We start from the raw sequence: 22,114 nt of genomic DNA on the forward strand, positions 1-22,114 counted from the left end.
CGCTAGGGAATCGGCTTCAGCCTAATAGGCGCCCCCGACATGCGGGCACCCCTGAACGAAATGGCCCGCCTCCCGGCAGGGAGACGGGCCACCGGTGTGGGTCAGGCCTTGGCCTTGGGGGTGCGGGGCTTCTTGACCGGCTCGGCGACGGGCGGCTCGGCGGCCTCCGACACCTCTTCGAGCTCGAGGGCGGCGGTGCCGCTCGCCTGGCTGACGACCTTGCGGCCGCGCGTGGCGAAGTCCTCGTAGACCTCGGTGGCCTTGAGCGTGAGCTGGTCGGCGTACTCGCGAGCCTTCTCGGGCAGCTCGCGGGCGAAGCCCTCGGCCTTGTCGGCGTACTCGCGGGCCTTGACCGGCAGGTCCTTGGCGAGGTCGGAGCGGCGCGACTGCAGCTTCTGGAGCTGCTCGGGCAGCTCGCGCAGCTTCTCGACGGCGTAGTCGCCGACGCCGGCGACAGCGTAGAACGGCTTGGACTCGGTGAGCTTCTTGACCTCGGTGGCCAGCGTCATGGGTTAACCTTCCTTGGTTTCCTGGGTGACGTCTCCGTTGCGTGAGGTCGCCGCATAGGGCTCAAGAGCGGCGAGAAACTCCTCGGGCAGCGGCCCGTCGTCCGGATCGGAGTCATGCCGGGGGCGGGCATTCTGGGAGGTCTGCTCGTCCTCGGCGTGCTTCTCCTTGCGGAACGACTCGTAAATGTCGATCAGCACTTGGCGTTGCCGCTCGCTGAGATGCGCGTCGGCCCTGATCGCGGTGATCACGTCGCTGGGCGGCTCGCGGTCCTCGATGAGACCCGCCTGCACGTAGAGCGCCTGCGAGGAGATCCGCAGACCCTTGGCGATCTGGTTGAGGATCTCCGCGCTCGGCTTGCGCAGGCCGCGCTCGATCTGGCTCAGGTAGGGGTTGGAGACCCCTGCCGCCGCGGCGAGCTGGCGCAGCGAGATCTTCGCCTGCTGCCGCTGCTCGCGGATGTATTCACCGATCGAGCCGACTTTGGGTAGTGCCATACCTGTAGTCTGCCCCGCGGTGCTTGCAATTGCAAACGGGGCGGTTAACGCCAGCAAGCATCAGAGCTGGATAACCCACAGGAACGGGGCGGCGGTGACCAACGTCACAGAAAGCGCGATGAAGCCGTAGCGCACCGACGCGGCCAGCTCGGGAGCCGGCTTGATCAGGCGATCGACCCTGGCCATGACGTTCTGGACGTGCACGCCGAGCATGCCGTGCGGTGTCGGCATGGCCCCCGCGCTGCCGAACCGGAGCAGCGCCGTGGCCAGCCGCCGCGGCGAGCAGTAGCGCCGGGCCCGGTCGTCGGCCGCCATCTCGACCAGCAGCTCGACCTGCGCCTGCGCGTCGGCCACCACCTTCGACCACGGCAGCGCCCGGCGCAGCGCGGCGAACGGCAGCAGCACCAGGTCGTGGCGCTCGCGTACGTGGGCGGCCTCGTGTGCGAGGACGGCGGTCAGCTCGTCCTCCGACAGCAGCTTGAGCGCGCCCTCGCTGACCACGACCTGCGAGCGCAGGCCCGGCACGCAGTAGGCGGCGGCGCTGGGATGCGCCAGCACGCGCACGCCGGGCACGCCCGGGTCGTCGTGGGAGATCAGCGCGAGCAGCATGCGGTGCCTGCGGCGGGCGCGCAACGCCTGCACCCCCGCGGTGAGCAGCACCGCGATCAGCACGGCCAGCGCGGTCAGCCCCGCGATCAGGGCCAGCACGTGCAGCGGGTCCCACGCCTGCGCGGGCGTCTCGCCGTGCGCGAACGCGATCAGACCGGGCAGCACCCCCGCGTCGTACGGCTGCACGGCGAAGGCGAGCATCGCGCCCGTGGTGGCCAGCCCCCAGCACACGCCGAGGGACTGCCAGAGAATGATGGCCAGCCGGGGGGCCCGTGAGGTCCACCGGGCCGTCGTGAAACGCCAGGAGCCAACCGCGCACGCCGTGGCGAGCGCTGCCAGCGCCGCTGCCGTGATCACTCTTCCTCCAGCTCCGTAAGGGCTCTGCGCAGGATCTCCGCCTCCGTGCCCGACACGGCCTGGGCGAAGCGGGTCAGGGCGGCGGAGCGGTCGCCCGTCAGGTCCAACGCCTCCAGCATAAGCTCCGCGATGTACGCGTCGCGGCTTTCCGCCGGTTGGTACCGCCATGCGCGCCCGTCGCGGGTGCGCTCGAGGAAGCCCTTGCGGGTGAGGCGGTCGAGAACGGTCATGACCGTGGTGGGGGCCAGGTCGCGGTCGGCAATCAGCCTGCCGACCTCGCGGGCGGTCAGCGCGTTGCTCTCCGCCCAGAGGATGTCCATGATGCTGCGTTCAAGCTCGCCGAGACCCTTCACGTCCTTCAGGGTAGCTCTACAACGCGTCGAGCTGGCAAACGGGGCGGGCGATCGCGACGTGTCACCGCGGGGTCGCTGTCCGATTTGTAGGGATGGGAGTTTTTTATGGAGTTTTATGCGGTCGGGTAAAGCGGCAATGTGATGGCCTTGTATGGAGGCGGCGCTTTCGGGCGTTTCTTGAGTGCTTCTTGAAGTCGTTGCAGACTCGTGTCGGTTGTCCGTCTATGCCGCTGTTTGTGAGCATGGCCAGTATGAGGATCAATGCGTTGACACGTGCTCTTGTGCTGTCGGCGGGAATTACCGGAATTCATTGTGCCCTGCCGGCTTCCGCTTGTGATGCGGCGGTGCTAATGGCCGGAGCGGTGTCTTCCGGGCGAACGACCCGGGGATTTCTTGACGCGCCTTTCCGCGCTCGGGCGGTGCATCCCGTGCCGGAGGGTGGATTGCGGGGGACCGTCCGGTTGCTGACGCCGCACGTGGATCCGGTTCCTGACTCCGGTACGCCGGTGGCCGCCGCCGATCAGCCGGCGCAGGGGGACGAGACCGGGCATCCGCATCCCCATCCGCCGCATCCGGGCAAGCCCGGGCCGAGAGGCGCGCGCGGGCCCGCGGGGCCTCCCGGAAAGCCGGGGCCGGCCGGGAAGCCGGGCCCGCCCGGGAAAATGGGCCCACCCGGAAAGATGGGACCTCCTGGAAAAATCGGGCCCATAGGGAAGCCCGGCCCGCCCGGGAAGATGGGGCCGCCCGGAAAGACCGGCGCACCCGGAAGGCCCGGCTTGCCGGGAAAGCCGGGAGCGCCGGGCAAGGTAGGGCCGCAGGGGCCACGAGGTTATCCGGGCCCGGCCGGAGAGGCGGGCCCTCCTGGAAGGCCGGGTGACCCCGGGCGCGAGGGCGAGCGCGGCCCGCGCGGCGAGCCGGGCCCGCCGGGACGCAAGGGCGATCCCGGTGCCACGGGCCCCAAGGGGGACCCGGGACGGACGGGCCGGCCGGGCGATCCAGGCCCGCCCGGCCCGGCGGGACCCAAAGGCGACCCCGGCCCAGTCGGGGCGACGGGCCCGAAGGGTGATCCTGGGGCGCGCGGCTGGAAGGGCGATCCGGGGCCGCCCGGCCCTGCGGGGCCCAAGGGCGATCCCGGCCCGCCCGGATGGAAGGGCGACCCGGGCCCGCCCGGCGTGCCGGGCCCGAAGGGTGATCCAGGGCCGGCCGGCCCGAAGGGCGATCCGGGCCCGCGCGGCGCGGTGGGGCCGAAGGGCGACCCGGGGCCGCCCGGCGGCATCGGCCTGAAAGGCGATCCGGGCCCGCCCGGACCCGCCGGGCCGAAGGGGGACCCGGGACCTCCTGGGCTGAAGGGGGACCCGGGCGCGGCGGGCGCGCCGGGCCCGAAGGGCGACCCAGGGCCACCCGGAGCCACCGGCCCGCAGGGGCCTCCCGGCCGTGACGGCGCTCAAGGGCTCCAGGGCGTGCCCGGAGTGCAGGGCCCTCCGGGGCCGCAGGGCATCCCCGGCCGCAACGGGGCCACCGGCGAGCGGGGGCCGACCGGTCCCAGAGGCGTCGCGGGCCCGGCCGGACCCGTGGGCAGGACGGGACCGACAGGACGGACGGGGGCGACGGGCGCGCGAGGGCCTGCGGGCCCGATCGGGAGAACCGGGCCCGCGGGTCCGGTGGGAAGGACGGGTGCCGTAGGCCCCCGAGGAGCGACCGGTCCACAAGGCCCGAAGGGGGACACAGGATCGGCGGGACCCATCGGAATCAGAGGACCGGCGGGCCCCAGAGGCCCGGCAGGTCCGGCGGGACCGGTGGGGCGTACCGGGCTCACCGGCAAGGCGGGGCCCAGGGGCCCGGCGGGCCCGGCAGGCCCTATAGGGCCGGCAGGGAAGATGGGAGCGACCGGGAAGGCGGGGCCCAAGGGCCCGGCGGGTCCGGCAGGCCCGGTGGGACCGACAGGAAAAACGGGACCCACGGGCCCCATCGGCAAGACCGGCCCGAAGGGTGACCGGGGGCCGGTCGGCCCGCAAGGGCCCGCGCCCACGCTGAAGCTCGTGGCCAAGCGCGGATCGGAGGTCTACGTGCACGCGCACCACTCCGTCCGCGTCACGGGCGGGTCCTGCCCGGCGGGCAGCGTCCCGATCTCCGGCGGCTACGACTGGCACGGAACGCACGTGAACGCCTCGATCGTGGAGAGCCTGGCCGCCGGGAACAAGTGGCAGATGATGTTCAGCAACCACAGCGGCAAGGGCGACGACGTCTCCGTCATCACCCAGTGCCTGACGGGTAAATGACGTCACGGCCTGGCAACCTGGCAGGGTGAAGCTCACGCTCGTCCAAGGAGACATCACCCGGCAGCGGGCCGACGCCATCGTCAACGCCGCCAACTCCTCCCTCATGGGAGGCGGCGGCGTCGACGGCGCCATCCACCGCCGGGGCGGCCCCGAGATCCTGGAGGAATGCAGGAAGCTGCGCGCCGGCCAGTACGGCAAGGGCCTGCCGACCGGCCGGGCCGTGGCCACGACGGCCGGCCGGCTGCCCGCCCGGTGGGTCATCCACACGGTCGGCCCCGTCCACTCCAGGTCGGAGGACCGCTCGGCGCTGCTGGCCTCCTGCTACACCGAGTCGCTGCGGGTGGCCGACACGCTGGGCGCCGCCTCGGTGGCGTTCCCCGCGATCTCGACCGGCATCTACGGCTGGCCGATGGACGACGCCGCCCGGATCGCCCTGGAGGCGGTCAGGCAGGCCGACACGGCCGTGACCGAGGTGCGGTTCGTGCTGTTCGACGCGGCCGCGTACGCCACGTTCGAGGCGCGCCTCTGACCGCTTGGGCGCGCCTCGAACCGGGTCAGGTCAGGGCGCCCAGGGCGGCGCGACGGCCCAGGTGACGTCCTGGTCGTAGCTGGCGGCGGCGTCGAAGGCGTGCGCGCCGCCCGGCACCGCGATGTGGACGGCCTCGGCGTAGTGCCTGACGGCGTGACCGGCGATGTTGTACGACGCCAGCGTCACCCCGATGCCCCCGGCCCTGGGCGGCTGGGCGCAGAACGTGGCGTCCTGGTCGAACAGGGCCGTGCCGTCGCGGGCGTCCTTGCGTACCCGGAAGTCGGCGTGCCGCAGGTAGTGGCCGGGGAAGTTGCGTGACTCGAAGGAGTAGCAGCTGCCCTCCGCCAGCCCGCGCCGCACGTAGAAGGTGGCGTCCTCCTTGAGGAGCTGCGCGCTCGCGGCGGTCACCACGTCCGTGCGGGCCAGGCCGTCCTGGTGGCGCAGGTAGCGGTCGGTGTAGCCGGGCGTGGTCACCCGCAGCGACTGCGCCGCCCCCACGGTCAGGTCGGCGCCGCTGCGCCACCACGGCGTGTCAGGAAGCCAGGTGACGTCGGCGGCGAACGACGTGGCGGTGTCCCAGGCGTTGGGGCCGCCGCTGCGCGCGATGTAGACGGCGTCGTTGTAGTGCCGCAGGTAGGCGCCGGGCTGGTTGAGGGCCTCCAGGGACACGCCGGTGCCGGCCTGCGGCGCGCGGGCGCAGAACGTGGCGTCCTGGTCGAACAGGGCCGTGCCGTCGCGGGCGTCCTTGCGCACCCGGGAATCGGCGTGCCGCAGGTAGTGGCCGGGGAAGTTGCGCGACTCGAAGGAGAAGCACGTGGCGTTCGCCAGGCCCTGGCGCACCCGGAACGTGGCGTCCAGCTTCAGCGTGTCCGCGCTGCCCGCGGTGACGACGTCGGTGCGGGCCAGGCCGTCCTGGTGGCGCAGGAAGCGGCCGGTGTGGCCGGGGGTGGTGACGCGCAGCGAGACGAGGCCGCCCGCCGTCAGGCCGGTCGCGGACCTGATCACCGAGAGGTTGACCGCGCGGACGCGGCCGGCGTCGACCTTCAGCACCCGGCGGTCGTACGTCCATAGGCCGTTGACCTCGTTCTCCACGTCGGTCGGCTGGGTGTAGATCGCGGCGGACAGGCCGTTGTCCACGATGAGCGACTTGAGCTGCTCGTTGATGGAGACGTAGCGGTCGGTCAGCGCGGTCGCGTTCGCGGTCATCTCGTACGCGAAGCCGGTGCCGGGCCACTGGTGACCGGGGCTGAGCAGGCCGAGCCCGCCGAACTCGCCGAGCACCGCCACCCTGCTCGCGCTGGGCCGCTGCGGCGTGCCGGGGCCGACGTAGATGTGGTCGTCCACGACGTCGCCGTTGCCGCCGTCGAAGCCGCAGCAGTTGGAACCGGAGTTGTTGTTGACCAGGCGGCTCGGGTCCCAGCTCTTGACCAGGTCGGCGATGCGGGCGGGGTCGTACTCGCCCCAGCCCTCGTTGAACGGCACCCACTGCACGATCGAGGTGAACCCGCGCAGGTGGTCCACCACGCGGCGCAGCTCGCTCTCGAAAGTGGCGCGGTCGGAGGTGGACGGGGTGACGCCGGTGCGCATCGACGGCATGTCCTGCCAGACCATGAGGCCGAGCCGGTCGGCCCAGTAGTACCAGCGGGCCGGCTCGACCTTGACGTGCTTGCGCACCGTGTTGAAGCCGAGCGCCTTCTGCTGCTCCAGGTCGAAGCGCAGGGCCGCGTCCGTGGGGGCGGTGGAGATGCCGTCGGGCCAGTAGCCCTGGTCGAGGGTGCCGAGCTGGAAGACGAACCGGCCGTTCAGCGTGGGGCGCAGCACGCCGCCGACCGTCGCCTTGCCCACCGACCTCATGCCGAAGTAGCCGGTCACGACGTCGCCGCCGCCGGTGCCGGTCAGCGTGACGCGCAGGTCGTACAGGAAGGGGTCGTCGGGGGTCCACAGGCGGGCGTTCGGCACCGGGACCCGCAGGTGGGCGCCGATCGCGCCGGTGGCGGTGCCGACCACGTTCCCGCCGGTCATGACCTCGGCCCGCACCTGCTGCCCCGAGGCGCCGGACGCCTGCACGACCAGGTCGAGCTGCCCCGCCGCGACGTCGGGGGTGGTGTCGAGGCGGGTGATGCTCGCGGCGTTGACCGGCTCCATCCAGACGGTCTGCCAGATGCCGGAGTGCGCGGTGTAGAAGATGCCGCCGGGGGAGCGGCGCTGCTTGCCGACGGGGGCGCCGGCCGCGTCCACGGGGGCGTACACGCCGACGATGAGCTCGTTCGAGCCGCCGCGCAGGGCCGGGGTGATGTCGAGGCTGAACGGGTCGTAGCCGCCGGTGTGGGTGCCGACCGCGGTGCCGTTCACCCACACCCGGGTCTCCCAGCTGACCGCGCCGAAGTTGAGCCGCACGCGCCGGCCCGACCAGCCGGCGGGCACGGTGAACGTCCTGCGGTACCACATGCGGTCCTCGTGCCGCTGGATCCGCGAAAGTCCAGATTCGATCGGGTACGGGACCAGCACCTGCTCGGCGAGGTTCTGCCCCGTCGGGGGCGTGGTGAGGGAGCCGGTCAGGGCGAACTGCCACAGGCCGTTGAGGCTCTGCCAGTCCGGACGGACGAGCTGGGGCCTGGGGTACTCCGGCAGCGCGTTGTCCGGCGTGACCTCGGCGGTCCACGGGGTGGTGAGCGGGGGCGCGGCCAGCGCCTCCTGGACGGGTAAGGCGACGACTGCTCCTGAGAGGACCAGGACCGCGGCGAGGCGGCGGGTCCAGCCTGAGAATCTGCTCATCTCGGCTCCTTGACGAGGACCGTGCCCGACTTCCCCCGACAGGTTGCGACCGAACTTGAACGAGTCGGATCGCACTGTGACCATATAACGGAGATCGATTGAGCGAAATAGACCACTTATTGAGGAGCTACGGCTGCCCACGGGAGGGTGAGCTCGCCGAGCCGCCACCGTGCCGGGCCGCCCAGCGGCGGATGCGCCGGGATCGGCCAGGTCCTGGCCAGCACGCCGATCGCGGCCAGCCACCGCTGCCGCCGCCCATGCGCCCCATAAGGAGCGCTGACCGCCCAGGCGCGGTCGAAGTCGCTCAGGAACGCATGAATCCGCTCACCCGGCACGTTCCGGTGGATGAGGGTTTTCGGCAGCCGGTCCGCCAGATCGGAAGGCCGCTCGAAAGCCTCGAACCGGGCGGAGAACGTGATGGTCCGCGGCCCCTCGCGGGTGAGCCCCACCCAGACCGCCCGCCGCCCGTTCTCCGAGCAGGTGCCCTCCACCAGCACGCCGTGCGGGGCCAGCCGGCCCGCCAGCGCCTCCCAGTAGCGCCACGCCTCGTCCTCGCCGTACTGACGCAGCACGTTGAAGGCCCGCACCAGCGCCGGCGGGCGCGGGACCGGCAGCTCGAAGCCGCCGAGCCGGAAGCTCAGCCCCTCCCGCTCGTACGGCTTGGCCAGCGCCACCCTGGCCGGATCGATCTCGATGCCCACGACCTCCACCCGCGGCGACACCCGGCGCAACCGGGTGAACAGCTCCAGCGTCGTCGTGTGCGAGGCGCCGTAGCCGAGGTCCACCACCAGCGGCCGGGCCTCGCCGCGCAGCAGCGGGCCGTGCACGGCGGCGATCCAGCGGTCGCAGCGCCGCAGCCGGTTGTGGCCGGTCGTGCCCCGGGTGATCGACCCGACCGGTCTAGCCACTGACGCGGTGCACCTTGTGCTGCGCGGCCTGGGCACGGGGGCGGATGACCATGCGGTCGATGTTCACGTGGGCGGGGCGCGTCACGGCCCAGGCGATCGCGTCGGCGACGTCGTCGGCCGTCAGCGGGCCCGGCACGCCCTCGTACACGCGGGCCGCCGCCTCCTCGTCGCCCCGGAACCGGGTGACCGCGAACCCCTCCGTCTGCACCATCCCCGGCGCGATCTCCACGATCCGCACCGGCTGCCCCACCAGCTCAAGGCGCAGGGTCTCGGCCATGGTGCGCTGGGCGTGCTTGGCCGCGACGTAGCCGCCCCCGCCCTCGTACGCGCCGTGGCCGGCCGTCGAGGTCAGCATCACCAGCACGCCGTCGCCCGACTCGACGAGTTTGGGGATCAACGCCTGGGTCATGCGTAGGGAGCCGAGCACGTTCACGTCGTACATCCGCTGCCAGTCGTCCAGCCGCGCATCGGCCACCTGCTCCAGGCCCAGCGCGCCGCCGGCGTTGTTGACCAGCACGTCACAACGCTCAAGGCCGGCGGCCAGGGCGTCCACCGACTCCTGAGAGGTCACATCCAGCGTCACCGGCGTGATCGAGGGCACCTCCGCGGCCAGCTTGCCCAGCCGGTCGCGGCGCCGGGCGCCCGCGACGACGTCGTATCCCTCGGCGGCGAGGCGCCGCGCGGTCGCCTCTCCGATCCCGCTGCTCGCACCGGTCACCACAGCCGTCTTCCGCATGCTCCACATCCTAGGAGGTGCGCTCTCGTACCCCTGGTTGTGACCTTCTGTCGGGAATGTCGAAAAAATCGGGATAGTTGTATTCCGTCTGGAGGTGGTGTCGAGTGAGGCACTTCGAGGTCTTCTTGGGAGTTCTCTCCGGAGCTCTCTCCGGGGCCCTCTCCGGGGCCCTCTTCGGGGTTCTCTTCGGGGGTGAAGCCGGGTGAGGCGACGACGGGTCAGCCGGGTCGCGACCATCAGCATGCACACGTCACCGCTGGACCAGCCCGGGACGGGCGACGCCGGCGGCATGAACGTGTACATCGTCGAGTCCGCCAAACGCCTGGCCCAGCTCGGGGTGGAGGTGGAGATCTTCACCCGGGCCACCGCCCGCGACCTGCCACCCGTGGCCGAGCTCGCCCCCGGCGTCCTCGTCCGCCACCTCACCGCCGGGCCGTACGAGGAGATGGACCGCGCCGACCTGCCCGCCCAGCTGTGCGCGTTCCTCTCGGAGGTCCTGCGCACCGAGGCCATGTACGACCCCGGCCGCTACGACGTCATCCACTCCCACTACTGGCTGTCGGGCCAGGTCGGCTGGCTGGCCAAGGAACGCTGGGGCGTCCCCCTCGTCCACACCATGCACACCATGGCCAAGGTCAAGAACCTCCTCCTCGCCCAGGGCGACAAGCCGGAGCCCCAGGCGCGCGTGGTCGGCGAGCAGCAGGTCGTCGACATCGCCGACCGCCTCGTCGCCAACACCGCCGACGAGGCCCGCGAGCTCATCGACCTCTACGGCGCCCCCGAGCAACGCGTCGCCGTCGTCAACCCCGGCGTCAACCTCACCCTCTTCCAGCCCGCCTCTCAAGGCGCCGCCCGCCACCGGCTCGGCCTGCCACAGGACGCCCACGTCCTGCTGTTCGTCGGCCGCATCCAGCCGCTCAAAGCCCCCGACGTGCTGCTCCGCGCCGCCTCCAGGATGCTCATCGACGACCCCTCGCTGCGCTCCCGCCTCGTCGTCGCCTGCGTCGGCGGCCCCTCCGGCAACGGCCTGGCCCGCCCCTCCCTGCTCACCGACCTCGCCGCCGAGCTCGGCATCCCCGACGTCGTCCGCCTCGTACCGCCCGCCCCCCAGGAAGAGCTGGCCGACTGGTACCGGGCCGCGGACGTCACCGTCGTCCCCTCCTACAGCGAGTCGTTCGGCCTCGTCGCCCTCGAATCACAGGCGTGCGGCACCCCCGTCGCCGCAGCCGCCGTCGGCGGGCTGCGCACCGCCGTCCGCGACGGCGTCTCCGGCCTGCTCGTCAACGGCCACGATCCCGCCCAATGGGCCCAGGTGCTGCGCCGCTTCATCACCGAGCCCCGCTGGCGCGACCAGCTCTCCCAGGGCGCCCGCGCCCACGCCACCGCCTTCGGCTGGCAGGCCACCGCCTCCCAACTCATCCAGGTGTACGCCGGCGCCCTCGCCCACCTCCACCAGGTGCCCGTGGCCGTCTCCTGACTCGTGGCCCGGTCTCCTATTGTGGTCGGCATGCGCGATGTCGTCGAAGCCGCGCTCAAGGCCGCGGACGTCTCCTACGACGAGCCGCGGCCCGGAGCGTTCCTCGCCAAACTGCCCGGACAGCACAAGCTCGCCACCATGACCTGGCTCATCGTGGGCGAGCGTGTGCTGCACGTCGAAGCCTTCTTCTGCCGCCAGCCCGACGAGAACCACACCGAGTTCTACCGCTGGCTCCTCGGCAAGAACGGCTCCATGTACGGAGTGTCCTTCTCCCTCGATCCCGTCGGCGATGTCTACCTCGTGGGACGCATGCCGCTGACCGCCGTGACCGAGGAGGAGATCGACCGGCTGCTGGGGTGCGTGCTCACGTACTCGGACGAATGGTTCGACCGGGCGCTGGAGCTGGGCTTCGCCTCGTCGATACGGCGGGAATGGGCCTGGCGGGCCAAGCGGGGGGAATCCCTTGCGAACCTCCAGGCGTTCGCCCGCTTCGCCGACCCGGACGCCTCCTGACGTTCAGGCCGGTCGTTTTCGACGCCTCGTCCCCTTTACCTCGACCGACGCCCTCGGAGCTCTTCCACTCCCGCACCCCGACGCCCTCGCGGTCTCCTCCTTCCGCAGCCGCGATGTTTGCCTGCCCCGAACCCTCGCGATGTTCCCCCTCCGCCCCTCATGTCCCCGTTAGCCCTTTACCGCGTGCCTTTCATGCCTCCACATGGCGCGAAGAAATCGCGTCCGCATGCCCTGTAGCACGGAAGAGGGAAGAAGGCGCGACGGACGGCTGCACTCAGCCGGGGCCGGAACCCCGACAGCCCCACACCGGCTTCCTCACCAATACCGGCCACCCACCCTCAGGGTCGAGGCCCGCACCCCCGCGGTTGCGTCCAAACCATAGGATTGGCCCCATGGCGACTTTGGTGCTGCTAAGGCACGGCGAGAGTGACTGGAACGCGAAGGGCCTGTTCACCGGCTGGGTGGACGTGAGCCTCTCGGCCAAGGGCGAGGACGAGGCCCGCCGCGGCGGCAAGCTCCTCCAGGAAGCCGGGCTGCGCCCGGACGTCGTCCACACCAGCCTCCTCACCAGGGCCATCCAGACGGCCCAGCTGGCGTTGGCGGAAGCGGACCTGCTCTGGCTCCCGGTGAAGCGCAGCTGGCGGCTCAACGAGCGCCACTACGGCGCCCTCCAGGGCAAGAACAAGGCCCAGACCAGGGAGGAGTTCGGCGACGAGCAGTTCATGCTGTGGCGGCGCTCCTACGACGTCCCGCCGCCCCCCATCGCCGACGACGACGAATACTCCCAGGCCGGCGACCCTCGCTACGCCCTCCTCCCGCCGGAGCTCATGCCCCGCACGGAATGCCTGAAGGACGTGGTGGAGCGCATGCTCCCGTACTGGTACGACGAGATCGTCCCCGACCTCGCGGCCGGCCGCACCGTCCTCGTCGCCGCCCACGGCAACTCCCTGCGCGCCCTGGTCAAGCACCTCGACGGCATCAGCGACGACGACATCGCCGGCCTCAACATCCCGACCGGCATCCCCCTCCTGTACGACCTCGACACCGACTACCGCCCTACGGTCCGCGGCGGCAAGTACCTGGACCCGGAGGCCGCCAAGGCCGCCATCGAAGCCGTAGCCAACCAGGGCCGCTAACAACACCCGACTGCTCGGTCTTCACTGGGGGCGCTCCGCGCGCGGGGCTTCAGCCAGCGCTGTGGGGGGCACGGCCCCCCACACCCCCAGCTCCAACTGCTCGGTCTTCACGGGGGACGCTGCACGCGCAGGGCTTCAGGCAGCGCTCTGTGGGGGCCCGCCCCCATACCTCCAGCGAGGGTCCTGCCGGCCCCTCGCGCTCCCCGGCCCTCGACCACCCGCAAGAGCCAGTCCTGAGCGCGAGCCCGACCCAGCCCCCAAACCCGATGGGGCATATGGCTCCACCAGAACTGGACCCACCTCTCCTGCTATGAGCGCGCGCCCGATCTCGTGATGCGTGAGAACACGTCGGCGGGACCGGAAGCGGCCCGCCCATCCTGCTCTTGCAAACAGTCGGTGCCTTCCCAATGTCCCTCTGAGATCGTCTCCCCGGCTCAGACGTGCTCCATCACGATCACCCCACTCGTATCAGGATCAAGCGCAGTGAAGACGTGCGCCGCATCACCCGGATAAGCCAGATAATCCCCGGGCCCCAACTCCACCGGCTCGTCCACCGGCCCCGCCAGCGCCCGCCCCGCCCCGATCACAAGATGTTCGACGGTGCCCGGCATGTGCGGCTCTGAGCACCGCGACTCGCCCGGCTGCGCCTCGATCCTGTAGAGATCGCGCCGCGCCCCCGGTGGGCTGGAGGCGAGCAGGGTGGCGGTGTAGTGGGCCTGGCCGGAATGGGCGGCCGGCCCCTCGCCGGCGCGGATCAGCCGGACCGCCGGCCGCGGCGGATCCACCAGCCGGCTGAACGGCACGCCCAACGTGACTCCCAGCGCCCATAGCGTCTCCAGGCTCGGGTTTCCGGTGCCCGCTTCGAGCTGGGACAGCGTGGACTTGGCCAATCCCGAGCGTTTCGCCAGCTCGCTCAGCGACATCCCGGCCCGCTCGCGTTCACGCCTGATCGCCGCCGCCATCCGGTCGAAGGGAGGTCTGTTCTCGGCCACTGTTCGCTCCGCACTGCCACTTGTTCGATTTGACGAACACCCGTTCATCGTTCATCTTAGCGGTCAAGCGTACCGACATACCGAACGGGGGAGGGGTGCATGCGTGACCCGGAACGACAGGCTCGCCCGCCTGACGCCAGCGACCACGACACCTCCGAGCACGGCCGGCCCGCCACCCTGCCTGCCCATGACCAGCCGGCCGCCCTACCGGCCTCTGACCAGCCGGCCGCCCTGCCGACGCATGACCAGTCGGCGGCCCGGCCTACACATGGCCAATCGGCCGCCCTGCCGACGCACGCCCGAGCCGTCACCCGGCCCGCACACATGCACCATCTGGGCATCCTCGCGCACAGCACCGAGGGCGCCGCGCTGAGCTTCCTGTCCTTCTGCCAGGAGGGATTCCGGCGGCTGGGCAAGCATGACCACCCCGACGTGACCCTCGACTACATCCCGTTCGGCCGCAGCATGGCGGCCTGGGACGCGGGCGATCACGACACGGTGCGCAAGACACTCGCCGTGAGCGTGGACCGGCTCAGCCGGGCCGGCGCGGAGTTCTTCATCTGCCCCGACAACACCGCCCACCTCGCGCTCGAACGCCCAGGCCCGGCCCTCGCCCTCCCCGGCCTGCACATCGCCGAAGTGGTGGCCGAGCAGGCCGCCCGCGACGGCCGCACTCGCGTGGGCGTGCTGGGCACCTCCTACACGATGGAGGGCCCGGTGTATCCCCGCGCCCTCGGCGCCCGGGGAATTGCCGCCGAGATACCAGACCCCGGCGAGCGTGAGGTGGTCAACCGGATCATCTTCGACGAGCTGGTCAACGGTGTGTTCACCGAGGACTCACGAGCCGCCTACGTCAAGATCATCGAACGGCTGGCCGCCCGAGGTTGCGACGCCGTGGCTCTGGTCTGCACCGAGATCTCCCTTCTCATCGCCCCCGAACACTCGCCGCTCCCCACCCTCGACTCGACCCGCCTCCTGTCGGCCGCCGCATACGAAGCAGCCGCCGGCCTGCGACCGTTCCCGTCTTGGCGCGGCGGCGCGGAGGGGCTGGCGAGCTGAGATGAGCCTCAGGCACCCGATCCCCGGCGTCGAGGCGAATCCTCGCCAACCTCAACCATTTGCCGTCGGTCCACTCGTGGCCAATGGGAGCGGTAGAGGCGAAGCATCGCCGGCTCGACCGCTTGCCGTCGGTCTGTCCGTGGCTGATGGGAGTGGTAGAGGTGAAGCGTCATCGGCCTCGACCGCTCGCCATCAATCTATCCGTGGCCGATGGGAGCACCATCGGCCACGAGCTCGTTCCGTTGGTTACCAGTCGATCGCGCGGGCGAGCGCCGTCGCCCCGTTGCCGGGCGCCAGCGGCGTGGTCAGCATGACCGGCGCCTGCGCCATGAACCGGGGCTCGGTGCCGAGGTGCTCCTGGGCGGCGTGCACGGCGAACGGATGCACCACGTACGCATCCCCCGGACTACCCCGTGGCCAGCGCCACCGGCCGATCCTGGCCCGTCTCGTCGAAGAGCGGCCCCATCTGCATGGGGTCGCGCACCTCCTCGGTGAGCAGCTGCCGCGGCCGGGATCCAGCCCGGGGATCCTGCCCTGCGGGCCGATGTGGAAGATCTCGTCCACCTCGACACCCGCCGCGAGCAGGGCGTCCCTGGCGGCCTCGATGTCGGAGACGACCAGGATCGCCGTGGCCGAGCCGGGCGGTGCCGGCGTGAGGTGCTCGCCGAACTGCACCGAGCAGGCCGAGCCGGGCGGCGTGAGCTGCACCCCGCCCGGAGGAGCCCACGCCGGCACGGCGTCCGAACGCCAGCCGAGCCGGCCGTAGAACTCCTTGGCCCGTTCGACGTCCGAGACGGGGACGACCACCACCTCGATCCTTTGATCGGCGCTGCCGAGGCGTGCATCTGTGGTGCTCATCGCGGCCTCCTTGAGGACGGTCTCGCCAGGGGTTCTGTCGCGGCTCTCCCAGTTGCGGTTGTTCACGGCTGATTGCGGTGCCGTGGTCCGTGCTCAAGGCACCGCTGGACGGTGGAGTCGGGCGGGCAAGTCGCCGCCCGGATGGCGGGTGTGGATCTGGGCGGCGGTGCCGGCGAGGATGAGCACGTCGGAGAGGACGAGCACGTCGGAATCGCTCATGAGAGCCGCCCCACGCCGGTGAGTTCAGGAGCCGTGCTCAGCGCGGCCTCCGAGGGCAAAGCCGGACTCCGCGCCGTCTGCCGTCGTCAGTGTGCTCCCGCCGGCGACGGCTGGCAACCAGGCGCAGGCTGCGCAAGCCCGGCATCCCGGTCCCAGACCAGCTCCGCTCAGCTCGGCTCAGCTCAGCTCAGCTCAGCTCAGCTCAGCTCAGTGTGCCGCGCTGCCGCCGCCTCCACCGAACGGGGACTTCATCTGATCAGGGGATCGGTGCTGGGCGAACAGCCACACCACGCCTCACTCCACGGGACGCGGCCGGGCCATCGTGCGGGCGGCTTCGGGACGTGGCCGCGTGGTTCTGCGGGTGGTGTTACGTAGGCTCGACGGGCGTGGATCTCAGCCCCGTTGTCTTCGCTGACCGGCCGGACCTGCATGAGCAGGCGGACGCGATCTTCAGTGCCGGCTGGCCGGAGTTCATCTTTCATGACCCGGTCGCCGACCAGTTCCTCGATCGCGTACGGGAGTACTTCCGGCAGCTGAGTCTGCTGCTCCTCGATGACGACGGCCGGATAGCGGCCGGGGGGTGGGGCGTTGCCGTGCGGTGGGACGGCAGCATCGGCGGCCTGCCTGGTGGTTACGATGACGCGCTGCGACAAGCGGTCGAGTTGCGTGAAGCGGGTGGAGAAGCGGACACCTTGGTTATCGGCGCGGCTCAGGTGCGGTCCGACTTGCAGGGGCAAGGGGTGGCGGCGGCTATGTTGCGGCAGCTTGCCGACGCGGGCGTGCGGGCGGGGCTGGTGCGGGTGATCGCGCCGGTGCGGCCCGCGCTCAAGGCACGGTACCCCCTGACGCCGATGGCGCGCTTCATGACCTGGACGCGGTCGGACGGCTTGCCGTTGGACCCGTGGCTGCGTACGCACCGCCGGATGGGTGCTCGCCTGCTGGGCCCGGCGGAGCGGTCCATGGTCATGTGTGGCTCTGTCGCGGAGTGGGAGGGGTGGGCCGGGATGCCTCTTCCCGACTCGGGTCCTTATGTGGTGGCGGGCGCGCTGGCTCCCGTCGAGGTGGACCGGGAGCGGGATGTCGGTGTGCTCGCGGAGCCGAACGTGTGGGTCCGGCACCGCTGAGGCGGCCTCTGCCGTTCAGGGGTCAGTGGGCGGCTGGTGGTGGGTGGTGATGCCGGTGAGGACGAGGTTGATGCCGGTGAGGAACTGCTCGCGGTCGTCGTGCTCGCGCATCTGGTCGGCGATGGCGCGCATGAACGGGTACTCGTCGGGGTCGAGGTCGCGCCAGGCCTTGGAGGCGGTGGCGAGGAACTCGGCCCGGCCGGCCTCGGTCTGGGTGGCGGTTTCGTCGCTCTGGGAGGTCTGGGCGGTCGCGCCGAGGATGTAGTGGACCAGGGTCGAGGTCGTGGTGAACCAGTCGGCTTGCGGGACGCCGAGGGTGCTGACCGGGCGGCCGATGCTTTCGAAGATCCGCAGCGTGACCGGGCCCCAGGGGTTGCGGGTGATCTGCAGGGCGAGCTGGGTGGCGAGCCACGGGTGCTCGGCGATCGCGTCGAACAGGCCGAGGGCGACGGCGCGGATCTCGTCCTGAGGTGTGGCTGCGGCTCGGTCGGGATGGGTGGCCGCCGCTCCGTCGGGTTGGGCGGTTGCCGCTTCATCGGGTTGGGTGGCTGCCGCTTCATCGCGAGGCGTGGTCAGGGCGGCGGTGATGACGGCGTCGGCTGCGGCGTCCAGGAGCTCGTCCATGTTGCCGATGTGCCAGTAGATCGCGCCCGGGCCGGTGCCCAGGCGGGTGGTCAGCGCGCGGACCGTCAGGGCGCCGTCTCCCGACGCGTCCAGCAGCTCGACGGCGGTCTCGACGATGCGTTCCCGGGTGAGCATCTGCCTGCGTCGCTGCGATTGGCGGGTCCTGGTGGCCATGCTGGACATTCTGGCACGGCTTGGAGCGCCGTTCCAATATGGAGTACTGTTCCATTGATGGAGCGACGCTCCATAAGACCGTTCCGGCGGTCCTGAGTGAAGGAGGCTCGACGTGTATGACGTGGTGATCGTGGGTGCGGGCCCGGTGGGGCTGTTCCTGGCCGGGGAGCTCGCGCTGGCGCACTGCTCCGTCCTCGTGCTGGAGCGGGACGCGGAGGAGACCTCGCCCTGGAAGGAGCTGCCGCTGGGGCTGCGGGGCCTGAACGTCGGGTCGGTCGAGGCGTTCTATCGCCGCGGGATGCTGGACGAACTGCTGCAAGCATCGGGCGCTGACAAGGAGCAGGTCGGCGCGGCGCCCGGGGTGCGGGAGGCACCCGCTCCCCGGGGCGTGAGTCACTTCGCCGGCATGCTGCTCGATCCGGCCGACATCGACACCGGCGCTCTCCCGTTCCGGCTGCCCAGCCCCGCCATGGAGGCCATCATGACCAGCCTCGACGCGGTCGGGACGGTCCTGGCAGCGCGGGCGGCCAGGCTCGGCGTGCGGATCCTGCGCGGCGCTCCCGTCGAGGCCGTGACCCAGGACGGGGACACCGTCGTGGCGCGGGCCGGCGGGCGCGAGCACCGGGCGCGCTGGCTCGTCGGCTGCGACGGCGGACGCAGCACGGTACGCAACCTCGCCGGCTTCGACTTCGTCGGCACCGAGCCGCTGTTCACCGGGTACTCCGCCCGCGTCACCTTCGCCGACCCGCACGAGCTGGACATGGGCTTCACCTGGACGCCGACCGGCATGTACATGCGCGCGCCCTTCGAGGGATACCTCGGCATGATGGACTTCGACGGCGGCGCCTTCGACCGCTCCCAGCCGCTGACCCGCGAGCACCTCCAGACCGTCCTGCGCCGCGTCTCCGGCACCGAAGCGACCCTCACCGAGGTCCACCTCGCCTCCAGCTTCACCGACCGCGCGATGCAGGCCACGACCTACCGCAACGGCCGCGTCCTGCTCGCCGGCGACGCCGCCCACATCCACTCCCCGCTCGGCGGCCAGGGCCTCAACCTCGGCATCGGCGACGCCATGAACCTCGGCTGGAAACTCGCCGCCACCATCCACGGCACCGCGCCCGCCGGCCTCCTCGACACCTACACCGCCGAACGCCACCCCGTCGGCGCGGCCATACTCGACTGGTCCCGCGCCCAGGTCGCCACCATGAACCCCGGCCCCAACGCCCCCGCCCTCCGCCGCCTGATCCGCGACCTGCTCACCACCCGCGACGGGACCACCCACGTCTTCCGCAGCACGTCCGGGCTGTTCCACCGCTACGACCTGGGCAGCGACCAGCCCCTCGTCGGTCACACCGCCCCCGACTTCCGGCTGGCCGACGGCACCCGGCTCGGGGACCTGCTTCAGGACGGGCAGGGCGTCGTGCTCGACTTCACCAGCCGGCAGCGCCTGCACGACGCGGCGCTGAGCTGGAAGGGGCGGATCCGGTACGCGGGCGGGCCGGCGAGCGACGACCTCGGGTTCGGCGCCCTGCTGGTCCGGCCGGACGGGGTCGTCGCCTGGGCGGGTGACCATGACTTCGATCGGGAGGCGTTCCAGGAGGCCGCGACCCGCTGGTTCGGCGCCCCGACACCCTGAAACTCCGCCTCAGGTCCGGTCGGTACGCGATGGGCGCGCGAGACCGCGTCCCGAATCCACGGCAGAAAGGAAGGTTCATTGCTCAGTGAGAGCCCCGTCCAGTCCGAGCTGAACAAGGAGGTGGTCCGCCGCTTCTACGAAGCCGTGCTCCGCGTGCCCGGCGGCCCGGACTTCGCCACGATCAAGGAGCTGGCCGACGAGCAGGAAGTAGAGCTCAACTGGGGGCATCCCGACAGCAGCGTCCACAGGGGCGCCGCCATCGGGCCGGCGCGGCACCGGATGCACGAGCTGACCGGGCTGGACATTCAGGCCATCAGCATCGACGAGCTGATCGCCGACGGCCCCACCCGCGTGGTGGTCGTGGCTACCAACAGCGGCACCGATGTGCACGGCAACCCGTGGCGGATGACCGTTCTGGAGCTGGTCGACGTGATCCATGGCAAGATCACCAAAAAGCGGTCGTTCTATCAGGACACGGCGCTCCTCCGGGACATCGCGCTCGAACGCGAGGCGGCCCTCGCGCGGCAGGCCGGGGAGGCTTGAACCGGCAGGCGGCGGACATGGCCGGGACGGTGCCGGGGCGGGAGGGGGTGGGGGCGACCCGCGTCATCGCCCCGGACGGCCGGATCGTCGCCGAGCCGGCCGGACGTGCGGTGCCGGAGCTGGTCGTGGCCGAGATCGAGGTGGGCAGTGAGTCGATGCTCGCCCGATGGGACGTGCGCCGGAACCCGTCGATCTTCCGGCGGGGGCAGGAGGGCCAGTCATGAGGCGGGCCGGCCTCGCGACAAAGGCCGGCCCGCCGCAGGATCGGCCTCGCAGTCAAGGCCGGCGGCGCGGTCCTATGGGGTCGGGTAGTCCGTGATGGAGATGGGGGTGCCGACCTTGGTGGTGTCGGCGGCGTCGCCGGTGCCGTTGACGACGTGGTCGATGACGCCGGCGCTGAGGTTGACGGTCATGATGTGGTGCAGCCGCACCCCCGCCCGCCGCGGCACCTCGAACCCGTTCTCCGTGTGGATCTGCGGGTTGTTCTGGTTGAACACGTACACGCCGCCCCCGTACAGCCGGTGCCGGCGGACGCGGTCGCCGACCTTGTAGCCGGCCCAGCCCTCGACGGTGCCGTTCATCCAGTCGGCCTGGGTGGGCGGGTCGTAGGGGAGCTCGTTCTGGTAGAGGATGGTGGTGCCGTCGTCGCCGTTCCAGATCGTGTTGTACTGCTGGAAGTGCTCGACGAACAGGCCGGTCGCGGTGACGTGGTCGCCGTTGATGACGGCGCCGTTGCGGCCCAGGTTGGTGTTCCAGCGCTGGGTGTCGTTGAGCCCTTCGATGCCGTGGTCGGCGCGCCACACCCAGGTGTGGTCGATGAGCACGTGGTCGCTGTTGACTTCGAGGGCGACGTCCGTGCTGCCGAGGTGCGGGCCGCCGACGCGGAAGTACACGTCGGACAGGGTCGTCGGGTTGTCGGGCGAGCCGTGGTGCTGCCCGTGGCGCTTGCCGACGCGCAGCAGCACGGGCGACTTGTCGGGCCCGGCGTCGATGGTGACGCCGGCGACGACGATGCCGGGCACGTCGGCCACGTCGAGCGGGACGGCGCCGCGGGCGGCGGTGAGCGTGGCGTGCCCGAGGCCGAGGACGACCGTGCCGGGCCGCTTGACCTCGATGCTGCGGGCGACGTCGTACACGCCGGGGGTGAGCAGCAGGTTCTTGCCGCGGGAGAGCTGCCGGTTGATGTCCTGCACGGAGTCGGACGGCTTGGCGACGTAGAAGTCGGTGAGAGGCACGCTGCGGCCGGGTGTGAGGCCGTCGGCCCAGGTGACGCCGCGGGTGTCCCTCCTGGCGGCGGGCACGCGGACGGTGTACCTGCCGCGCGCGTCGGTGTACAGGTAGGGCTTCTCGCGGCTGACGGGGGTGGTGTCGAGGGTGGTGTACGGCGGGCTGGGGAAGCCGGTCTCGGCCGGGGCGCCGACGACGCCCGAGAAGACCTGGTTCCACACGCCGTTCGACCAGCCGGCGACCTCGCTGTTGCGGGTCAGCCACTGCTGCTGGGAGCCGTTCGTGACGGACGGGAGCCGTGAGTCGGCGATGAAGCCGCCGCTGGCGTACTGGGGGCCGGCGGTGCAGTAGTCCATGAGGGAGAGGGTGCCGCCGGTGACGTTGAGCCGGCGTAGGGAGACCGCCTGGGAGACGGCCCAGAAGTTCGCGGAGGAGCGGCAGCCGTCCTGGCCGGCGGCGTTGATGGTGATGGACAGGTTCGACAGCGTGCGCCAGAAGTTGACGAGCGCGAGGCAGTTGCTCGTGCCGCCGTCGGCGAGGCAGCGGTTGTAGACCTCGACCTTGCCGTTGATGACGACGTCGGTGGGGGAGGCGCCGAGGCCGGCGATCTCGGTGTAGTAGCCGACCTTGATCTGGAGGGGCTGCTCGGCGGTGCCGTACGTGCCGGGTTTGAACAGGTAGGCGTGGCGGTCGGTGCCCATCTCGTCGTCGACCTGGGCGGCGTGGGCGGCGTCGAGGGTGGCCTGGATGTCGGCGACCGGCATGCTCGGGTCGAAGACGGTGACGTTCGGGCCGAGGTCCGGTGCGGTGCTGGCGGAGGCGGGGGCCGCCGATAAGGGCGACAGAACGGTGGCGGCCAACAGGGCGGTCAACAGCGCGCGGCCGTAGCGCGGCGCCCGGCCGCCTGGGGGCTGGGTCGTCGTCATGGCGGGCCGTCCCTTCCATGGAGAAACCCATGCGAGAGAGCGCTCTCTCGGATGGG

22 protein-coding genes are annotated in these 22,114 nt (G+C 71.4%); 10 read left to right on the top strand and 12 right to left on the bottom strand.

Translation table 11 applies throughout. The features are described from left to right. Window positions 1-101: 101 nt before the first annotated feature. From HCN51_RS21390 to HCN51_RS21405, 4 genes are read right to left on the bottom strand one after another with little or no spacing between them, the layout of a single operon-like run. Window positions 102-509 (bottom strand): hypothetical protein, encoded by a 408-nt coding sequence (locus HCN51_RS21390; RefSeq protein ID WP_168011286.1) that lies wholly within the window; start codon window positions 507-509, stop codon window positions 102-104. 3 nt (window positions 510-512) lie between these two features. Further along, window positions 513-1,004: a helix-turn-helix domain-containing protein gene (locus tag HCN51_RS21395; protein ID WP_080043348.1), complete on the bottom strand. Its 492-nt coding sequence runs from the start codon at window positions 1,002-1,004 to the stop codon at window positions 513-515. A gap of 60 nt (window positions 1,005-1,064) precedes the next feature. Next, a complete protein-coding gene (locus tag HCN51_RS21400; protein ID WP_168011287.1) occupies window positions 1,065-1,970 on the bottom strand; it encodes a M48 family metalloprotease in 906 nt (301 codons plus the stop codon). Beyond that, window positions 1,967-2,323: a BlaI/MecI/CopY family transcriptional regulator gene (locus HCN51_RS21405; protein WP_080043346.1), complete on the bottom strand. Its 357-nt coding sequence runs from the start codon at window positions 2,321-2,323 to the stop codon at window positions 1,967-1,969. Before HCN51_RS21405 ends, HCN51_RS21400 begins: the two co-directional genes overlap by 4 nt. A 2,039-nt stretch (window positions 2,324-4,362) precedes the next feature. Here HCN51_RS21405 and HCN51_RS59600 point away from each other — a divergent pair. Both HCN51_RS59600 and HCN51_RS21415 read left to right on the top strand, forming a co-directional pair. Further along, window positions 4,363-4,602 (top strand): hypothetical protein, encoded by a 240-nt coding sequence (locus HCN51_RS59600; protein ID WP_240973082.1) that lies wholly within the window; start codon window positions 4,363-4,365, stop codon window positions 4,600-4,602. 25 nt (window positions 4,603-4,627) lie between these two features. Further along, complete coding sequence (locus HCN51_RS21415) at window positions 4,628-5,131, top strand: O-acetyl-ADP-ribose deacetylase (RefSeq protein WP_168011288.1); 504 nt, start codon at window positions 4,628-4,630, stop codon at window positions 5,129-5,131. Between the two features lie 30 nt (window positions 5,132-5,161). Here the strand turns inward: HCN51_RS21415 and HCN51_RS21420 are convergent, their stop codons facing one another. The 3 genes from HCN51_RS21420 to HCN51_RS21430 form a co-directional block, all read right to left on the bottom strand. Further along, complete coding sequence (locus tag HCN51_RS21420) at window positions 5,162-7,906, bottom strand: AbfB domain-containing protein (RefSeq protein ID WP_168011289.1); 2,745 nt, start codon at window positions 7,904-7,906, stop codon at window positions 5,162-5,164. A gap of 116 nt (window positions 7,907-8,022) precedes the next feature. Further along, window positions 8,023-8,814 (bottom strand): class I SAM-dependent methyltransferase, encoded by a 792-nt coding sequence (locus HCN51_RS21425; protein WP_168011290.1) that lies wholly within the window; start codon window positions 8,812-8,814, stop codon window positions 8,023-8,025. Then, a complete protein-coding gene (locus HCN51_RS21430; RefSeq protein ID WP_080043342.1) occupies window positions 8,807-9,550 on the bottom strand; it encodes an SDR family NAD(P)-dependent oxidoreductase in 744 nt (247 codons plus the stop codon). The genes HCN51_RS21425 and HCN51_RS21430 overlap by 8 nt, the downstream gene beginning before the upstream one ends. 202 nt (window positions 9,551-9,752) lie before the next feature. On the opposite strand from HCN51_RS21430, the gene mshA reads away from it, so the two are divergent. From mshA to HCN51_RS21445, 3 genes are all read left to right on the top strand, one after another. After that, entirely contained in the window at window positions 9,753-11,027 is a 1,275-nt protein-coding gene (mshA, locus tag HCN51_RS21435; protein ID WP_346433734.1) for a D-inositol-3-phosphate glycosyltransferase, read from the top strand. A 30-nt stretch (window positions 11,028-11,057) separates the two neighbouring features. After that, complete coding sequence (locus HCN51_RS21440; RefSeq protein WP_080047297.1) at window positions 11,058-11,540, top strand: type III secretion system chaperone family protein; 483 nt, start codon at window positions 11,058-11,060, stop codon at window positions 11,538-11,540. A gap of 392 nt (window positions 11,541-11,932) precedes the next feature. Next, entirely contained in the window at window positions 11,933-12,676 is a 744-nt protein-coding gene (locus HCN51_RS21445) for a phosphoglyceromutase (protein ID WP_168011291.1), read from the top strand. Window positions 12,677-13,110: 434 nt separating this feature from the next. Here HCN51_RS21445 and HCN51_RS21450 read toward each other — a convergent pair whose 3' ends face one another. Then, window positions 13,111-13,668: a helix-turn-helix domain-containing protein gene (locus tag HCN51_RS21450; RefSeq protein WP_168011292.1), complete on the bottom strand. Its 558-nt coding sequence runs from the start codon at window positions 13,666-13,668 to the stop codon at window positions 13,111-13,113. 99 nt (window positions 13,669-13,767) lie between these two features. On the opposite strand from HCN51_RS21450, the gene HCN51_RS21455 reads away from it, so the two are divergent. Further along, the gene (locus HCN51_RS21455; protein ID WP_240973083.1) at window positions 13,768-14,727 is read left to right on the top strand and encodes an aspartate/glutamate racemase family protein; all 960 of its coding nucleotides are present in this window, start codon (window positions 13,768-13,770) and stop codon (window positions 14,725-14,727) included. A gap of 246 nt (window positions 14,728-14,973) precedes the next feature. Here HCN51_RS21455 and HCN51_RS59605 read toward each other — a convergent pair whose 3' ends face one another. Together HCN51_RS59605 and HCN51_RS61435 are read right to left on the bottom strand one after the other, a co-directional pair. Next, window positions 14,974-15,585, bottom strand: coding sequence for a VOC family protein (locus HCN51_RS59605; RefSeq protein WP_240973084.1), 612 nt, complete (start codon window positions 15,583-15,585; stop codon window positions 14,974-14,976). A 93-nt stretch (window positions 15,586-15,678) separates the two neighbouring features. Further along, window positions 15,679-15,804, bottom strand: coding sequence for a hypothetical protein (locus HCN51_RS61435; protein WP_277350053.1), 126 nt, complete (start codon window positions 15,802-15,804; stop codon window positions 15,679-15,681). Between the two features lie 386 nt (window positions 15,805-16,190). Between HCN51_RS61435 and HCN51_RS21470 the strand changes: the two genes are divergently transcribed. Beyond that, window positions 16,191-16,928 (top strand): hypothetical protein, encoded by a 738-nt coding sequence (locus tag HCN51_RS21470; RefSeq protein WP_168011294.1) that lies wholly within the window; start codon window positions 16,191-16,193, stop codon window positions 16,926-16,928. A 15-nt stretch (window positions 16,929-16,943) separates the two neighbouring features. Here HCN51_RS21470 and HCN51_RS21475 read toward each other — a convergent pair whose 3' ends face one another. Then, a complete protein-coding gene (locus tag HCN51_RS21475; protein ID WP_168011295.1) occupies window positions 16,944-17,726 on the bottom strand; it encodes a TetR/AcrR family transcriptional regulator in 783 nt (260 codons plus the stop codon). A 112-nt stretch (window positions 17,727-17,838) separates the two neighbouring features. Between HCN51_RS21475 and HCN51_RS21480 the strand changes: the two genes are divergently transcribed. The 3 genes from HCN51_RS21480 to HCN51_RS21490 all read left to right on the top strand — a co-directional run bounded on the left by HCN51_RS21480 (window position 17,839) and on the right by HCN51_RS21490 (window position 20,129). Beyond that, window positions 17,839-19,362 carry an FAD-dependent monooxygenase gene (locus HCN51_RS21480; protein WP_168011296.1) on the top strand — a complete coding sequence of 508 codons (1,524 nt, stop codon included), beginning with the start codon at window positions 17,839-17,841 and terminating at the stop codon, window positions 19,360-19,362. A gap of 78 nt (window positions 19,363-19,440) precedes the next feature. Then, on the top strand, window positions 19,441-19,905 hold the full coding sequence (locus tag HCN51_RS21485) for a nuclear transport factor 2 family protein (RefSeq protein WP_168011297.1): 465 nt from the start codon (window positions 19,441-19,443) through the stop codon (window positions 19,903-19,905). Further along, window positions 19,902-20,129 (top strand): carbon-nitrogen hydrolase family protein, encoded by a 228-nt coding sequence (locus HCN51_RS21490; protein ID WP_168011298.1) that lies wholly within the window; start codon window positions 19,902-19,904, stop codon window positions 20,127-20,129. The genes HCN51_RS21485 and HCN51_RS21490 overlap by 4 nt, the downstream gene beginning before the upstream one ends. 72 nt (window positions 20,130-20,201) lie before the next feature. Here the strand turns inward: HCN51_RS21490 and HCN51_RS21495 are convergent, their stop codons facing one another. Next, complete coding sequence (locus tag HCN51_RS21495; protein ID WP_168011299.1) at window positions 20,202-22,058, bottom strand: adenylyl cyclase; 1,857 nt, start codon at window positions 22,056-22,058, stop codon at window positions 20,202-20,204. Between the last annotated feature and the right edge of the window lie 56 nt (window positions 22,059-22,114).

This window comes from Nonomuraea composti (assembly GCF_012034275.1).
GTDB classification, from domain to species: domain Bacteria; phylum Actinomycetota; class Actinomycetes; order Streptosporangiales; family Streptosporangiaceae; genus Nonomuraea; species Nonomuraea composti.

Coding starts and splice junctions, on each gene's coding strand:
- HCN51_RS21390 (WP_168011286.1), bottom strand. CDS start 509: ATGACGCTGGCCACCGAGGTCAAGAAGCTCACCGAGTCCAAGCCGTTC.
- HCN51_RS21395 (WP_080043348.1), bottom strand. CDS start 1,004: ATGGCACTACCCAAAGTCGGCTCGATCGGTGAATACATCCGCGAGCAG.
- HCN51_RS21420 (WP_168011289.1), bottom strand. CDS start 7,906: ATGAGCAGATTCTCAGGCTGGACCCGCCGCCTCGCCGCGGTCCTGGTC.
- HCN51_RS21430 (WP_080043342.1), bottom strand. CDS start 9,550: ATGCGGAAGACGGCTGTGGTGACCGGTGCGAGCAGCGGGATCGGAGAG.
- HCN51_RS21440 (WP_080047297.1), top strand. CDS start 11,058: ATGCGCGATGTCGTCGAAGCCGCGCTCAAGGCCGCGGACGTCTCCTAC.
- HCN51_RS21445 (WP_168011291.1), top strand. CDS start 11,933: ATGGCGACTTTGGTGCTGCTAAGGCACGGCGAGAGTGACTGGAACGCG.
- HCN51_RS21455 (WP_240973083.1), top strand. CDS start 13,768: ATGCGTGACCCGGAACGACAGGCTCGCCCGCCTGACGCCAGCGACCAC.
- HCN51_RS59605 (WP_240973084.1), bottom strand. CDS start 15,585: ATGAGCACCACAGATGCACGCCTCGGCAGCGCCGATCAAAGGATCGAG.
- HCN51_RS61435 (WP_277350053.1), bottom strand. CDS start 15,804: ATGAGCGATTCCGACGTGCTCGTCCTCTCCGACGTGCTCATCCTCGCC.
- HCN51_RS21475 (WP_168011295.1), bottom strand. CDS start 17,726: ATGGCCACCAGGACCCGCCAATCGCAGCGACGCAGGCAGATGCTCACC.
- HCN51_RS21495 (WP_168011299.1), bottom strand. CDS start 22,058: ATGACGACGACCCAGCCCCCAGGCGGCCGGGCGCCGCGCTACGGCCGC.